This window comes from Williamsia soli (genome assembly GCF_017377795.1).
GTDB lineage: Bacteria > Actinomycetota > Actinomycetes > Mycobacteriales > Mycobacteriaceae > Williamsia > Williamsia soli.
In genome coordinates this window covers 247,456-263,278 of the sequence record NZ_JAFRDR010000004.1, presented here as the reverse complement: position 1 = coordinate 263,278, position 15,823 = coordinate 247,456, and the positions used below count along the sequence as shown (strand labels likewise).

13 protein-coding genes are annotated in these 15,823 nt (G+C 63.1%); 5 read left to right on the top strand and 8 right to left on the bottom strand.

Annotated elements, in window-relative coordinates; translation table 11 throughout:
- The first annotated feature begins 26 nt into the window (after window positions 1–26).
- Window positions 27–854 (top strand): alpha/beta fold hydrolase, encoded by an 828-nt coding sequence (locus tag J3S28_RS13215; RefSeq protein WP_207841206.1) that lies wholly within the window; start codon window positions 27–29, stop codon window positions 852–854.
- 20 nt (window positions 855–874) lie between these two features.
- Here the strand turns inward: J3S28_RS13215 and J3S28_RS13210 are convergent, their stop codons facing one another.
- Together J3S28_RS13210 and J3S28_RS13205 are read right to left on the bottom strand one after the other, a co-directional pair.
- A complete protein-coding gene (locus J3S28_RS13210) occupies window positions 875–1,480 on the bottom strand; it encodes a cysteine hydrolase family protein (RefSeq protein ID WP_207841205.1) in 606 nt (201 codons plus the stop codon).
- Window positions 1,481–1,549: 69 nt separating this feature from the next.
- Window positions 1,550–2,164, bottom strand: a complete 615-nt coding sequence (locus tag J3S28_RS13205; protein ID WP_207841204.1) for a TetR/AcrR family transcriptional regulator — start codon at window positions 2,162–2,164, stop codon at window positions 1,550–1,552.
- A gap of 91 nt (window positions 2,165–2,255) precedes the next feature.
- Between J3S28_RS13205 and J3S28_RS13200 the strand changes: the two genes are divergently transcribed.
- Entirely contained in the window at window positions 2,256–4,493 is a 2,238-nt protein-coding gene (locus J3S28_RS13200) for a glycoside hydrolase family 3 C-terminal domain-containing protein (protein ID WP_207841203.1), read from the top strand.
- Here the strand turns inward: J3S28_RS13200 and J3S28_RS13195 are convergent.
- Genes J3S28_RS13195 through J3S28_RS13175 form a run of 5 tightly spaced genes read right to left on the bottom strand, consistent with a single transcriptional unit; the run spans window position 4,483 to window position 9,947 of the window.
- Window positions 4,483–5,469 carry a zinc-binding alcohol dehydrogenase family protein gene (locus tag J3S28_RS13195; RefSeq protein ID WP_207841202.1) on the bottom strand — a complete coding sequence of 329 codons (987 nt, stop codon included), beginning with the start codon at window positions 5,467–5,469 and terminating at the stop codon, window positions 4,483–4,485. The two genes, J3S28_RS13200 and J3S28_RS13195, sit on opposite strands and share 11 nt — an antisense overlap.
- A 46-nt stretch (window positions 5,470–5,515) precedes the next feature.
- Window positions 5,516–6,724 (bottom strand): acetyl-CoA C-acetyltransferase, encoded by a 1,209-nt coding sequence (locus J3S28_RS13190; RefSeq protein WP_207841201.1) that lies wholly within the window; start codon window positions 6,722–6,724, stop codon window positions 5,516–5,518.
- A gap of 60 nt (window positions 6,725–6,784) precedes the next feature.
- Window positions 6,785–7,513, bottom strand: a complete 729-nt coding sequence (gene fabG, locus J3S28_RS13185) for a 3-oxoacyl-ACP reductase FabG (RefSeq protein ID WP_207841200.1) — start codon at window positions 7,511–7,513, stop codon at window positions 6,785–6,787.
- Window positions 7,514–7,557: 44 nt separating this feature from the next.
- A complete protein-coding gene (locus J3S28_RS13180; protein WP_207841199.1) occupies window positions 7,558–8,772 on the bottom strand; it encodes a CaiB/BaiF CoA transferase family protein in 1,215 nt (404 codons plus the stop codon).
- A complete protein-coding gene (locus J3S28_RS13175; RefSeq protein WP_207841198.1) occupies window positions 8,769–9,947 on the bottom strand; it encodes an acyl-CoA dehydrogenase family protein in 1,179 nt (392 codons plus the stop codon). The genes J3S28_RS13180 and J3S28_RS13175 overlap by 4 nt, the downstream gene beginning before the upstream one ends.
- A gap of 96 nt (window positions 9,948–10,043) precedes the next feature.
- Here J3S28_RS13175 and J3S28_RS13170 point away from each other — a divergent pair, with 96 nt between their 5' ends.
- Window positions 10,044–10,943, top strand: a complete 900-nt coding sequence (locus J3S28_RS13170; protein WP_207841197.1) for a LysR family transcriptional regulator — start codon at window positions 10,044–10,046, stop codon at window positions 10,941–10,943.
- Between the two features lie 235 nt (window positions 10,944–11,178).
- Complete coding sequence (locus tag J3S28_RS13165) at window positions 11,179–12,201, top strand: LLM class flavin-dependent oxidoreductase (RefSeq protein ID WP_207841196.1); 1,023 nt, start codon at window positions 11,179–11,181, stop codon at window positions 12,199–12,201.
- On the opposite strand, the gene J3S28_RS28740 is transcribed toward J3S28_RS13165, so the two are convergent.
- A complete protein-coding gene (locus J3S28_RS28740) occupies window positions 12,202–13,926 on the bottom strand; it encodes a helix-turn-helix domain-containing protein (RefSeq protein ID WP_207841195.1) in 1,725 nt (574 codons plus the stop codon).
- 226 nt (window positions 13,927–14,152) lie between these two features.
- Here J3S28_RS28740 and J3S28_RS13155 point away from each other — a divergent pair, with 226 nt between their 5' ends.
- Window positions 14,153–15,778: a flavin-containing monooxygenase gene (locus J3S28_RS13155; RefSeq protein WP_207841194.1), complete on the top strand. Its 1,626-nt coding sequence runs from the start codon at window positions 14,153–14,155 to the stop codon at window positions 15,776–15,778.
- Window positions 15,779–15,823 lie beyond the last annotated feature (45 nt).

Here is a 15,823-nt window from a genome sequence, read left to right as displayed (position 1 = left end):
CCGCTTATCCTGTAAAGGAACCCTTCATGACCGAGGTAACGGATACGACATCCGAGATCACAACCGACACAGTTCAATCCGCCGACGGAACGCTGATCGGTTATCGCAGACTGGGCAGCGGACCGCCGGTGGTGATCGTGCACGGAAGCATCTCGACCGGCGAACAGTGGCTCCAGGTGGGTGCCGATCTGGCAGCCGATCACTCGGTGTACCTCGTCGATCGACGAGGTCGGGGGCTCAGTGGCGACGCTGAGCGGTACGAACTGCGTACGGAAGCGGCGGACATCACGGCCGTTCTTGCCGTCGCAGAGCGGGATACGGGCGCCCCACCGGTTCTCGTCGGCCATTCCTTCGGCGCGATATGCACCCTTGAGACAGTCCGTCTGGGTGCCGAAATCTCTTCCTTGGTGATGTACGAACCACCGCTCCCTGTCGACGGTCCCGTAGCGGGCGATCATCTCGCCGACTACGCCGAGGCAATCGATATCCGCGATTACGACGGTGCAATGCGTATCGCAGCCGAGAACTTTCTACGCATCAGCAAAGAGGAGACCGACGGCCTTGCAGCAACACCGCTCTGGGCGGGCTTCCTCGACCTGACACCGACGTGGACGCGTGAACTTGCCGAGATCGACGCGACCACATCGGTGTTGGCGGAGTTCGCCGAACTGCCGGTGCGCAGCCTCCTCCTGGTCGGCGAGGTGAGCCCAGCACATCTAATCGGTGCGTCAGAGTACTTGAAATCAACTCTTCCCGATGTGGCCGAGGTTGTGTTACCCGGACAGAGTCACTTTGCACACGTTCTCGACCCGACCGGTGTCGCAAGAAGCATCCGCGAATTCATGAGCCGCTGACGCACCCCCTCAGCCGGCGGCTACGCGCCGTGGATGATCTCCGACGTGGTAGCCATCTCGGCGATGTTCGTCAGCGCGAAACTCTCAGCCGCGGTCTGCCATTCAGCACTCAGGCTGGAGGTGGCGTCCGTCGCGAGGATCGCGCGGTACCCGTGGTCAGCAGCGTCTCGAACGGTGTGTTCGACGGCCATGTTGGTCCACACACCAGCAACGATCACATCAGTGACGCCCAGGTTGCGGAGCAGGACGTCAAGCATCGTTCCGTTGAAGCAACTCATCCTGTTTCGCTGTAACACGGGTTCGTCGTCGAGTGCCTCGAGACCTTCAAGCGACTGAGCGCCCCACGATCCCTGCCGCAACGAATCGGGACCGATCATCCTGAAGATCGGGGCATTCGAACCACCAAATGTCCTGCCCGGCAGTGAGACGATGTGGTTGTGAATGACAGGCAACGACTTGCTCCGCGCCCACGCGAGCAAATCGCCCACATGTTCCAGCAAGTTCTGCTCCTTGGCGTGGTCGGCGGCGCCGAAGGATGCATAGGCACCGTCGGGGTGGACGTTGTCATTTTGAAGGTCGACCAGCACCAACGCAATGCTGGCGAGGTTCACATTCAGGTCGCTCATAATTCTCCCTGTGTCGAAAAGAGTTCGATAAATGATCGGTGATTTGTCCGGGCCTGCCGGCGCCGCCGATCAGTTCGGGCCGTCCGGATCTGCCGGTGACGTGATCAGCGACCACAGGTGAGCAACGTGGTCGGCCATGTCCACAGCAGGGTCGTACATCCACTGCATCTGCAGTCCGTCGATCAAGGCCACCATGATCACGGCAAGCTGCTCGGTGCTGAGCTCGCTGCGGAGGCGACCTGCCTCACGCATGCGGCCGATGCTGTCTTCCAGCAGTGTTCGGGTTTCTAGGTAACGGTCGCGAAAGTAGTCGTGCGCCGCATGGTCTGGTTCGGCAGCTTCCGAGGAAAACCGGGAGTACAACTGCACGAGTCCCGGGACGTCGGCGTTGTGCCGAACCAGCCTGACGGTCGATTCTGCAGCATCAGCCGCCGGATCGTCGGCTTCGTTCCTGCCGCTGAACGCACGGCGATCCACCTCGTCGCGCCGGCTCAGGATCTCGACGAAGAGTTGCTCCTTGCTACCGAAATAATGCAGTAGGCCGGCCTGACTCAGACCAACAGCGCTGGCCACCTCGCGGATCGTCGTACGGCTGTAACCGACGCGGGCCACGACCGCCAGTGCCGCATTGACGATCTCTTCTCGCTTGGCAACGCCTTTCGTGTACGCGCCTCGCTCAGCCATGTGTCGACCCTAACGCCGATGTCGCCGAAAACCGAATGGCGTACTGTTTTGAGGGGAAGACCACACCTGCCACCTACCTCGGGGAGCGCACATGAGCACTTCGTCGAACGCTGGTCTGCCGATACGGCAGAAGGCTGCGCTCGGGAGCGGCGCCGATTTCTGGACCACCAAAGCGATCGGTGATGTGCCGTCGATGGTGCTCACCGACGGACCGCACGGCGTTCGCAGGCAGACGGGGGCGACAGACCACCTCGGATTGGCCGGCAGCGAGCCAGCCACATGTTTCCCGCCGGCAGTGGGGCTGGGACAAAGCTGGGATCGCGAGCTTGTTCGTAAGGTTGGTGAGGCGCTCGGACTCGAGGCCCGGAACCTTGGCGTCGACGTGCTTCTCGGCCCGGGGATCAACATCAAGCGCGACCCACGCTGCGGGAGGAATTTCGAGTACTACTCGGAGGACCCCGTCCTGACGGGAGTCTTGGGAAGTGCCTGGGTCGAAGGTCTGCAAAGCACCGGCACCGGTGCGTCGCTGAAGCATTTCGCCGCCAACAATGCCGAGCACGACCGGATGCGGGCGAGTTCTGATGTCGACGAGCGGACCCTGCGCGAAATCTATCTCCGGGCCTTCGAACACATCGTCCGAACCTCGGATCCGTGGACCGTGATGTGCTCATACAACCGCATCAACGGGGTCTACGCAGCCGAGAACCATTGGTTGCTGACGACCGTTCTTCGCGACGAGTGGGGATTCGACGGAGTCGTTGTGAGCGATTGGGGCGCTGTCAGAGACCGCGTCGCCGCGGTCGCGGCCGGGCTCGACCTCCAGATGCCCGGCGGCACAGACGTCCCCGATATGGCTGTGGTGGCCGCAGCGGAAGCCGGCACGCTCGATTCGGCACCCGTCGATCGAGCAGCTGCCGCCATGGCCCGACTCGGGGGAAGGGCGCTCCAGGGCCGAAATGTCACGGTCGCAGACCCCGACCGAACCGCCCATCACGCACTGGCTCGCGAGGTCGCCGGTCGATGCATTGTTCTTCTCAAGAACGACGCTGCAGTGCTTCCGCTCAGCAGGGGACACCACATCGCAGTGATCGGTGACTTCGCTGCGACTCCGCGCTATCAGGGCGGCGGCAGCTCGCATGTCAACCCAACCGAGGTTGATTCACCCCTGGAAGAGATCCGGGCTCTGGCAAGCCCTGACACAGTGTCGTTTGCGCGCGGGTTCACCACCGACGGTTCCGATGACGACTTCCTTCGCCCGGCAGCCGTCGAGACAGCTGCCGCGGCAGATGTAGCGGTGGTCTTCCTGGGTCTCGCGGCTACCCAGGAGTCCGAAGGTTTCGACCGCGAGAACATCGAGCTGCCGACCGAGCAGCTCGCTCTGCTCGCCGAGGTAGTCGCACGCCAGCCCAATACGGTCGCCGTGCTCGCCCATGGCGGTGTCGTACGCCTCGAACCGGTCGCGCGGCTGGCACCCGCGATCCTCGACGGCGCACTGCTCGGCCAAGCCGCCGGTGGAGCCTTGGCAGACGTCCTGTACGGCAGGGTCAACCCCTCCGGCAGGTTGACCGAGACGGTGCCGGCTCGACTACAGGACACACCGGCCTATCTCAATTTTCCGGGCGAGAACTCCCACATCCTCTACGGCGAAGGACAATTCGTCGGCTATCGATGGTACGAGGCACGCGGCATCGACGTGACATACCCGTTCGGTCACGGCTTGTCCTACACGAGCTTCGACTACTCGGACCTCATCGTCGACGTCGATGCCTCTCAAGTTCGTGTGCGTCTGACCATCACCAATACCGGCGACCGTACCGGCCGCGAGGTGGTTCAGATCTACACGTCCAAAAGCGAATCGACCGTCGCGCGCCCGGTGCGCGAACTCACGGAGTTTGCGATCGTGGATCTACAGCCGGGCTCCAGTGAGAGGATCACGGTATCGATCGAACGTGATGCGATGGCGTACTGGGATGTACGCACTCACCAGTGGCTCGTCGAAAACGGAGAATACGACGTCAGTGCAGGCGCGTCGAGTCGCGATATCCGCGCGACCGCACGAGTCACCATCGCCGGCGACCCCGTCGAGATCCCGCTCACGATGGACACGACTTTCGCTGAGCTCATGGCCGATCCGAATGCCGCATCTCTGCTCGAGTATCTGGCCGCTCATGCTCCTGGCGGGATGAAGGCGGATGGCAACGGCGAGGCTGCGGGCATCGATATGGCCCAGATGATGGCGTCGATACCCATCGGCCGGATGGCTGCGTTCGGCATGAGCGCCGACGAACTCGAGCGGATGCAGCGCGTCATCGACGAAATCAACGAATAGTGACAACCATCTTTCCGACTGCGTCGCCGGATTCCATGATCGCGTGCGCCTCCCGGATCTCATCCAGCGAGAAGGATCGATACAGCGGAACCATGGCCCGACCGGCGGCCACGTCGTCAAGAAAACCCTGTAGCACCTCGGCCGGCAGATCAGAGGCGTCACCACTGTAGGCCGAGAGGCGAACGCCCTTGGGCAGGTACTCGATCGGATAAAAGTCCGGCACCGTCCAGACATTGGACAACATCCCGGTGAAGCAACAGATGCCCTTGACACGCACCGCCCGAAGGGTATCGGGCAACGTCGGGGTACCCACCAGTTCGAGCGCGCTGTCGACTCCCTCCGGGACGATGCCGCGGACGGCTGAAGCCACGTCACCGTCGTCGAGGACCACATGGTCCACGCCGATCTCGAGCAGCGATTCGACTCGGTTCGGATTTCTGGTGGTGGAGATGACTGTCATCCCAATCCGTTTGGCGAGAATCGCGGCAGCCATCCCGACTGCCGACGTACCACCACGGACGAGCAGCGTCTGCCCTGGCTGGGCATCGAGTCCCACGGTCAGGGAGCCGTACGCGGTCTGGACCATTTCTGGAACAGCGCCGAGGATGCGCCACTCGAGATCGCTGCGAAACGCAATGATCTGGGCCACGGGCACACACGTGTATTCGGCATAGCCGCCATCGAATGTCCGGCCCATCCCGCCCATCATCGCGGCGACCTGTTGACCCTTCCGGTATCGGCCGTCAGGACATTTGACGACTTCACCCACGGCCTCGATACCCAGAACCCGGGGCAGCGTGACACCTTGGGCCAACCCGAGACGGGTATGCAGTTCGGAGCGGTTGAGGCCGAAGGCTCTGACCTTGATCAGGACCCAGCCATCTGCCGGTGTGGGGATGGGCAGGTCTCGGATCTGGAGTGCGTCGGGGCCACCGGGGGCATCCAGGACCACTGCCCGCATGGTGTTAGATTGCATGACTGTCCTTTCGGAGTTCTCACCCGTAAGCATGACTGACAGCGATCTAGAGTGTTTCGAATACCGCAGCGAGTCCTTGACCGCCGCCGATACACATGGTCTCCAGGCCCCACCGCGCGTCGCGCCTGTCGAGTTCGCGCAGGAGGGTCGCCAGGATCCGGGCGCCGGTGGCGCCCACCGGATGACCGAGAGAAATACCGGAGCCATTCGGGTTGAGCCGCGTGTCGCCGGGTTCGATCGTGAGGGATTGCAGGACAGCTAGCACCTGCGCGGCGAACGCCTCGTTCAACTCGATGACATCGATGTCGTCAAGGGTGAGATCGATGAGCCCGAGTGCTCTTTCCACTGCCGATACCGGTCCGATTCCCATCCGCGCCGGCTCGACACCGCTGACCGCCCACGATGCCAGGCGGGCCAGTGGCCGCAACCCGAGTCGGGCGGCTGTCTCCGGGGTGGTGACGAGACACGCAGCGGCACCGTCGTTCTGCCCGCTCGCGTTGCCGGCGGTCACGGTGGATTCGGCATCGATGTTCAGTCGAATCGGCCGCAGTGTGGCCAATGACTCCACTGAGGTGTCCGCCCGGGGATGCTCATCGGTGTTGACGTTCACGGGGTCGGACCGGCGTTGCGGAACAGCAACACTGACGATCTCTTCTGCAAAGACCCCATTTGCCTGAGCCGCGACTGCGCGCCGATGAGACTCCACCGCCAGAGCGTCCTGATCGGCCCGGCTGATCCCGAATTCGGCGCGAAGATTCTCGGCGGTCTCGATCATCCCTCCAGGGACCGGAAAGTTGGCACCGCCGGCGGTCACCCGTCCCCGGGCGAGGCGGTCGACCAACTCCACTCCGGGTCCCTTGACACCCCACCTGATCGAATCGGTGTAGAACTCAGCCTGACTCATCGATTCCACTCCCCCGGCGACGATGAGGTCGCTGGCTCCGGTGGCCACCTGCATGCACGCTTGGAGCACCGCCTGCAACCCGGATCCACATCGCCGGTCGACCTGCAGGCCCGGGACGTCGATGCCCAGACCGGCGTCGAGCGCGGCGATCCGGCCGATGGCCGGAGCCTCACCACCCGGTGTCGACTGACCGAGGATCACGTCGTCGATCTGATGGCCGGAGATGCCGGTTCGGTTGACGAGTTCGGTGATCACAGTTGCTGCGAGCGTCTGCGGCGCGATGTCTTTGAACACCCCACCGAATCGGCCGACCGGCGTTCGCAGTGGTTCGCAGATGACGGCATCGGGCATGGTTGATCTCCTGAATCGACGGGCTGAACTAGGTGAACGGGGTCCGGGCGTCGGTGGCCGTCAGATGTGTCGTCCGCCGGTCACTTCGGCGACTGTCCCGGTCATGTACGAGGACAGAGTGGACGCGTAGAACAGGGCTACCGAGGCGATCTCGTCGGGTTCGCCGGCGCGCTGCATGGGGATTTCGGTCATCTTCTGGTCCCACGCCTTTTGTGGCATCGCTTCGGTCATCGCCGTGCGGATGAGCCCGGGCTGGATGACGTTGATCCGAACTCCGAGGTGTGCAACTTCTTTGGCGGCAGCCTTGGAAAGCCCGACGATGCCTGCTTTGGCCGCGGAGTAGTTGGTCTGTCCCACGAATCCGACTTTGCCCGAGATCGAGGACAGGTTGATGATCGATCCACCGCCGCTCTCGCGCATGATGCCTGCGGCTTGGCGCGTTCCGATCCAGCACCCTTTGAGGTGGACGTCGATGACGTCGTCGAATTGCTGCTCGGTCATCTTGCGCATGGTGGCGTCGCGGGTGATGCCCGCGTTGTTGACCATGATGTCCAGCGACCCGAAGGTGGCGGTGGCGGTCTCGAGGAGCCGGGCGACGTCCTCTGCCGAGATGACGTTGCACTGGACGCCGATCGACTCGGTCGCCAGCGACGCAGCGGCCTCCTTGGCTTTGGCCTCGTCGAGGTCGCCGATGACGACGCTGGCACCGTTGTCGGCAAACGTCCGCGCGATCGCGAGTCCGATCCCCTGGGCCGCTCCGGTGATGACAGCTGTCCGTCCTGCAAGCATGAGAGTCCTTTCGATGTCTGGTCGGCCGCCCTGGCCGGCCGGTGTCATTCGGCGATGGCCGGCGCGAAGTTGTTGTTCTGCATGGCCGTGCCCTGCCGAACCAGATCGTCTATGTCGGCGTCGCCGAGTCCGGACTCGGCGAGTAGTGCGAGCGTGTGTTGGCCTAGGGCCGGCACATCTCCCATCGGTGCTTCCACGTCGCGGAAGGTGGCCGGCGGCAACAGCGCCTCGACCGAGGCATGCTCGGTACCGATGGTCCGCCAGCGGTCTCGTTCGGCGAATTGTGGATGTGCAACTACTTGATCGAGTTCTTTGACCTGTGCGGCCGGTACACCGGCCGCGGCGAGCCTCGCGTCGAGTTCTTCGCTGGTGAACCGTGCTGTCCGTGCCGCCACCGCCGAATCACAGTCACCCCGGTGTAGTACCCGCTGGACGTTGGTGACGAATCGCGGATCGTCCGCCAACTCCGGTGAACCGAGTACTTCGGCGACGAGGGTGCGCCACCCACTGTCGTTCTGGACGCCGATCAGTACCTGACCGTCGCTGGTCGGGTAGGCATCGTAGGGTGCAATAGAGCTGTGGCTCAGCCCCATTCGTGCCGGTTGCATCCCGGTGTACATCTGGGTGTACATCGCGTAGCCCATCCACTCTGCGGTGGCGTCGAGCATCGACACGTCGATGGTGGCGCCCTCGCCGGTTCGCCAACGCCGCAGCAGGGCCGCCACGACCGATTGTGAGCAGTACATTCCTGACGCGATGTCGGCCGTCGGAATACCGGTCTTGGCGGGGTGGTCAGCGCTTCCGGTGATCGAGATGAGGCCGGCTTCGGCCTGGATCAGCATGTCGAACGCCTTGCGCTGTTCCATCGGGCCACCGACACCGAACCCGGACAGGTTGACCACGACAAGTTCGGGGTGGTCGGAACGGAGTTCGTCGGCACCGAGCCCAAGTCGCTCTGCGGCGCCGGGCGCAAGGTTCTGGATGAAGACGTCCGCTTTGCGTACGAGGTTGTGAACGACCGCCTGCCCCTCAACGGATTTGAGGTCAACGGCAATCGATTCCTTGCCCCGATTGAGCCAGACGAAGTGCGCACCCGTGCCATGAACCGCGTGGTCGTAATCGCGTGCGAAGTCGCCTCCGTTCACCCGTTCGATCTTGATGACCCGCGCGCCCAGATCGGCAAGATTCCGAGTGGCCAGCGGCGCGGCAACCGCCTGTTCGATGGCAACAACCGTGATGCCCTCGAGTGGCAGGGTCATGATGCCTTCTTCTTCGCCGCGCGCACGAGACCGCCACCGATGATGAGGCGCTGGATCTCGCTGGTTCCTTCGTACAGACGCATGAGACGGACGTCCCGGTAGAGGCGCTCCACGGGCACTTCCTTCATATAGCCGGTGCCGCCATGGATCTGGACAGCCAGATCTGCTGCCTTACCGGCCATCTCGGTGCAATAAAGCTTGGCGGCCGACGGTGCGATGCGACGGTCTTCCCCGGTGACATAAAGCCGGGCGGCCTCGCGGGCCAACGCCCGGCCCGCCAGCACACCGGTTTGCTGATCGGCGATCATTGCCTGAACCAACTGAAAATCTCCGATGGCGGTCCCACCCTGTGTCGCCGACGCGGCGTAGGTGACGGATTCGTCGAGTGCGCGCTGCGCAGCACCGACAGCCAGGCCGGCCATGTGGATGCGTCCGCGTGCGAGCGAGGTCATGGCCGCGCGGTAGCCGACCTTGCCGTCACCACCGACCAGCGCTTCGGGGCCCACTTTCACATTGGTGAACGTCACGTCGGCGGTCCGCGAGCCCTCTTGACCCATCTTTGCGTCCTTCACACCGACATCGAGACCCTCGGCATCACCGGGAACCAGGAATACGGCGATGCCCGCATCGGAGTTCGTTGCCGGTCCGGTGCGAGCGAAGACTATGAAGAGGCCGGCTTCGGTGGCGTTGGTGATGAAGCGTTTGCTTCCGTCAATGATCCAGCCATCGCCGTCGGCCTTCGCGGTGGTGCGCAGACCGGCCGGGTTCGATCCCGCACCGGGTTCGGTCAGCGCGAAGGAGGCGATGACGTCACCGGAAGCAATCCCGGGTAGCCACTGCGCCTTCTGCTCATCCGTGCCGAATCCGACCAGCACCTGCCCGGCGATGCCGTTGTTGGTCCCGAACATCGACCGCAGGGCCAGCGAGGTGTAGCCGAGTTCCATTGCGACGTCGACGTCTTGAGTGAGATCAAGGCCGAGACCGCCCCACTCCTGCGGGATCGCGTAGCCGAACAGGCCCATCTCGGCCGCCTGCTTGCGCAGATCGTCGGGGATCGCGTCGGTCGTCATGATCTCGATCTCGCGGGGCAGAACGCGGGTGTGCACAAAGTGGTTGATCTGCTTGAGGACGTCCGCGAAGACGTCGTCTGGTACTTCGGGGGCGTGTGTAGTCATGCACATCACTATCAACCCTGAATTACGATCAGTCCAATACTTAATGAGAGGTTCTGTGATACTGATTTGGTAATTGTCGTTGAACGGAGACACAGCATGGACGTCGATCAGCTCCGATCATTTCTCGCCGTGGCCGAAGAACTCCACTTCGGACGCGCGGCCGAACGCCTACACGTGGCCCAACCGCCACTGAGCCGAACCATCAAGAACCTCGAGCGCGAGCTGGGGACTCGCCTGTTCGATCGGAACACCCGCTCGGTCCGACTGACAGCGAGTGGACATGCGCTCATCGGGCCGGCGCAGGAGGTGCTCGAGGCTCTGCGCCGAGCCGAGGGAGCAGTCCAGTCGGCTGACGACGGAGAGGTCGGGACGGTACGCATCGCGTTTGCCGGAGTGTCAACCCACCGATTGGTGGCCCGGCTGGCCCGCGTGGTGCGGTCTCAGCGACCGGGGATCAAACTCGAACTATCTAGCCAGAATTTCGCTCAACCGGCGATGAAGAAGCTGATCCAGGGTGACACCGATATCGCACTCGGCCGCTGGGATGTCATTCCATCGGACGTTGATACGCAAGTGGTCATGCCCGACTCCCTGGTGGTCGCGTTGCCCGACACTCACGCCCTTGCCGGCGCCCGCCACCTATCGATCGCACGGTTGGCGGGCGACGGTTTTGTGTCACTGCCTCCGCATGAAGGCGCAGTTCTGCCCGACCGGTTGCGACGACTCGCGAGCGAGAACGCGTTCGTCGCGGATGTTGTGCAGATCGCCCCCGACACCCAGACGGCTCTGGCGCTGGTCAGTGCCGAAGTGGGCTGCCATCTCACCCTGGCGTCGGTGGCTGAGAACGTCACCGATCCGCACATCGTGTTCGTTCCGCTCGACGAAGGCAGTCTCGACGTCGACCTGCGCGCCGCCTGGCGCCGTTCGGATCCGAGCCCGGCACTACGCGCCGTGCTGGATGAGGTTCTCGCGCTGAATGGTCCGGCAGATCGCTGACGCGCCGCAATAAGGCCTACGCCGCCGTTTATGACGGTTCCGGATACACACTGATACCTCGTGCGCATCACCGATGCTCCGGCGCGTGGCCTCTCGTGTTCCATATCGGTACAACTTCTACTCCGCCGATCTGACGAACGATGGAGCTCGGAGTGATGTAGCCCACACCGGATGCCAAAGGTGATCGGCACCAGCTCACGGGCTCCGTCAATGTTCGAGGAGAAACGGAGAAATCATGCAGTCATCGTCAAGCCCCACGTTGGGGCTCTGGTACGACTTTCGCAATCCCGCGCAATGGCGCAAGAACGTGGGCTCGATGTATCGCGAGTCCATCGATCAGGTGGTTTGGGCTGAGGAGCTCGGATTTGGCTCGGTGTGGTTGAGCGAGCACCACTTCGCCGACGACGACTATGCGTCGTCACCGCTGACCATCGCCGCAGCGATCGGTTCACGGACCGAAAATATGCGGATCGGAACGAACATCATCGTTGCCGCACTCCACGAACCGGTCCGGATCGCCGAAGACGCGACCGCACTGTCGTTTCTGACCGACAACCGATTCGAACTCGGTGTGGGTCTGGGCTATCACGAGCGTGAGTTCGAGGCATTCGGCCGACGGGTCAAGCAACGCCCGAGCCTCCTCGAGGACGCCATTGCAGTGATCCGGCAAGCGTGGACCGGGAGCGGTGAACCCTTCGAGGGGAAACGCTTTTCACTGCCTCCGATGGCCGTCACACCGGTTCCGGACGTACCACCGAGGTTGCTGATCGGGGCGCAATCGCCTGTCGGTATCGACCGCGCCGCGCGGCTGGCCGATGGTGTCATCACGCTGTCGAACGACCACTGTCAGCTGTATGTCGATGCAGTGCAGCGCCATGGCGGCAATCTCGACGAGTCCCGCATCTATGCGAGCCAATGGGCCATCGTGGCCGACGATCCCGAGCGGGTGTGGGCAGAGGTGGGCGAGCACGCTCTCTATCAGCTCAACAGTTACATCGAGTGGGGATCATTCGAGGGACCCGATCGACCCGAACCGTTCGCCGACCCCCAGGCCGTCCTCGACGCCGGGGCCTACCGCCTCATGGACGCATCCATGGCGGTCGACGACCTGGTCTCTCTGGCCACGACGTTCCCCCAGATCCGAGACTTCCACTACTGGGCTCAGCTACCCGGCGAGTCGATCGAATCCGGCTCTGCCCGAATCGAATACATCGCCAATAACGTCATCCCTGCGGTGACCGCGAAGCTAGGCGGCTAGCTACAGAGTGCCTTCGTCGTCGTCCAAACCGAAGCGACGAAGGCGGCGGTACAGAGTGGTCCGCCCCATACCCAGCAGCGTGGCTGCCTCGGACTTGTTGCCCTTCGCCGCGTCGAGCGCCTTGATGATGGCATCACGTTCGGCCGATTCGATCAGACTCAGGTGACGGCGCGGCGGTGCCTGCTGGATGTGTTGGGGTAGGTGCTTGCGTTCGATCACCGGAGCCCGCACAGTGCTCACCAACGTCGTCAGCGTGCCGGCGAGCTCGCCGATGTTACCCGGCCATGTCCACTGCACGAACGCCTGCAACGCCGCCGGCGACATCGTATGGCGACCGTCCGGATCAACGTCGTGAAGGATGCTCTTGACCAGCCCGGGGATTCTCTCGGGACTGCGCGAGAGAGCATGCGTCCGGACGGTCGGTTCGACCTCATCGAGGATCTCTCGGATCCTGTCCGTTGCACTTTCGCTACAGGACGTGATCAGCAGTGTGCTGGTTCGTTCTCCTGCGGCCAGCGACCGTTGATGATCGGCGATGAGCCTCTTGAGGTGGTCGGCGTTGCTGTCGATGACGTCGCCGACCCGACGCAGGAGCACGTCTGTGCCGCTCTCCAGGAGTTCGGCAATCCGCAGCCACTGCACCTGGTCCACCGAGCTCGCAATGAACTGCTCAGGCTCAACGCTGCCGGGCCGATTGCGGCGTGCGTCCAAAGCCGCTGTGGCCCGGCCTGATCCGCTCGGCCCGTCCACGCGGATGAGTTGGCCGGCGTGGGCAGCGACTTGTGCCGTGGCCAGCTGTCCCAGATCTGGTACGTCCGCGAGCGTGTCTACGACATCGTCGAGGTCTGCGAAATGCAGGACGTAGTGTGCCCGCTGTCCGTCGAGGACCCGCCGTGCCATGACCTCGACCGCTGATCCGTCCAAGCGAATCCGCGCCGATCCCCCGCTGGACCAATCGTGGGCATTCAGCACCTCCCACAGCGCGACGTGGGAGCTGACGTTCACGTAAGGCAGCCCCGGGTTGTTCGACAGAATCGATTCGTGGTCCATCACGACAGTGGGACGCTTGGAGTTGGTGAACCGCAGGAATGACATCGCGAGAGCGAGGTCCTGCGGCCGCGACGCAGCCCGTAGTCGCTCTTCGATCTGCTGTCCGATCTCACGGGTCAGCGACAACATCAGCGGATTGGCGATCTCGATGGGACCGCCCAGCGATATCGATCCGATCACCACCCCGGTGGGGGTACACACCGGGGCCGCCGCGCATGCCAAGGTCGCCAGCGCGTCACTGTAGTGCTCGCTCCCCCGGATGTAGAGAGCACGCCGTTCGACCATGGAGGTACCGAGACCATTGGTACCGATCGAGTCCTCCGAATAGTCGAACCCTTCGGCGGCGTGTAAGCGATCGAGTTTGCGGCGAACACTGCTGTCGCTGGTGCGTCGGGCCACGATGCTCCCGCCGCGATCACTGAGAAACAGCGAGGTGCCGGTGTCAGCGAGTTGGTTCTGCCAGCGATCAAGAACCGGATCGGCGGCGCGACACAAGATCGAATCGGTGTCGACGTCCTCGAACCGTTGCGACGGCTGGGCACTGTCGACGCTGCCGCTGATCGATCGACGCCAGCTGCGCAGAATGTGGTCGGACACGACACCGTCGGTTGACACATCGGCAAGCAGACCGACACGAAGGAGTTCCTGCCGCGCCTCGCGCACCGGATCATCCACGATCCCGCCTCCTCTTCGTACTGCTCAGACCAGTTTGCCTGTCCGACCGGTACTAATCCAATACGCGTCATGCTCTGACTATTACATCTCAGGTATTAATCGCGGCCACGCGGCCGACTGATGGGTGTTCCAGATTGGTACACCCACTACCTCAGTAGTCCAGCACACGATGGTCTCCAAGAAGTGAAGTACGCCACACCGGCCGTACCGACGAAGGAGCAAAGGCATGAACGAACCCGATCAGATCCGCCACATCGATGCACTGGTCGTCGGTGCCGGTTTCGGCGGTATCTACATGATGCACAAGCTGCGCAACGAGCAAGGCCTCGACGCCGTGGCGATCGACAAGGCGTCCGGCGTCGGTGGTACCTGGTTCTGGAACAAGTACCCCGGAGCTCTCTCGGACTCGGAGAGCTTCGTCTACCAATACTCCTTCGACCGCGACCTGTACGCCGACAACCCATGGAAAACGAAGTACGTGCGTCAGCCGGAGATTCTCGCCTACCTCAACGGCGTCGTCGACCGCTACGCGCTGCGCGACCACATCCAGCTCGGCACCGCGATGACCGACGCCTCCTTCGACGAGGTGTCGGGCCGGTGGACCGTGCACACCGACCGCGGCGTGACCTTCACAAGCCGATTCCTGGTGAACGGACTGGGCCTTCTGTCCGCGACCAACATCCCGAACTTCCCCGGCATGGAGAAGTTCGAAGGTCAGCTGGTCCACACCGGCGCGTGGCCCGAGGACCTCGACGTCACCGGAAAGCGCGTCGGCGTCATCGGCAACGGCTCCACCGGCAACCAGGTCATCACCGCCACCGCACCGATCGCCGGACACCTCACCTCCTTCCAGCGGACACCGCAATACAGCGTGCCGGCAGGCAACCGTGAGCTCACCGCCGAGGAACTGCAGGCGCAGCAAGACAATTTCGAAGAGAACTGGAACCAGGTGTGGAACTCCAGCCTCGCCATGGGGTTTGTCGAGAGCGAAGCCGAGGTGTTCAGCGTCTCGGCCGACGACCGCGAGCGGGTGTTCCAGGAGGCGTGGGACGAAGGCGGCGGCTTCGCGTTCATGTTCAAGACCTTCGGCGATATCGCCACCAATGCTGAAGCCAACGAGGAGGCAGCGAAGTTCATCCGCCGGAAGATCTCCGAGATCGTCAAGGATCCGGAAACAGCTCGCAAGCTGACACCGACCGACCTGTACGCCCGTCGGCCGCTGTGCGATTCCGGCTTCTACGAAACCTTCAACCGGCCCAACGTCTCCATGGTGAACCTGACCGAAACCCCGATCTCCGAGGTCACCGCACAGGGGATTCTCACCGAGGACGGCACCCTGCACGAAATCGACATCCTCATCTGCGCCACCGGGTTCGACGCCGTGGACGGCAACTACCGCCGCGTCAACATCCAGGGGCTCGGCGGCGAACGGCTCACCGATCACTGGAACGAGGGCCCTTCGAGCTACCTCGGCGTGGCGACCACCGGATTCCCGAACATGTTCATGATCCTGGGCCCCAACGGACCGTTCACCAACCTCCCGCCGTCGATAGAGACCCAGGTCGAATGGATTTCCGACGCAATCGCACATGTGAACAAGACCGACGGCGCATGGATGCACGTGAAGCCTGAGACCGAGACCGAATGGACCGAGATCTGTTCCGACATCGCCGATCAGACGCTGTTTCCCAAGGCGGCGTCCTGGATCTTCGGTGCCAACATCCCGGGCAAGAAGCGGACCGTCATGTTCTACCTCGGCGGCTTGAAAGAGTTCCGTTCCATTGTCGACGCCGAGGCATCGTCCGGATACCCCGGCTTCCTCACGAACGCTGACGTCCTCAAGCCGGCCTGATCAAGCTGCGGTCACCGGCGGTCTGACGTAACGACCGCCGGTGAC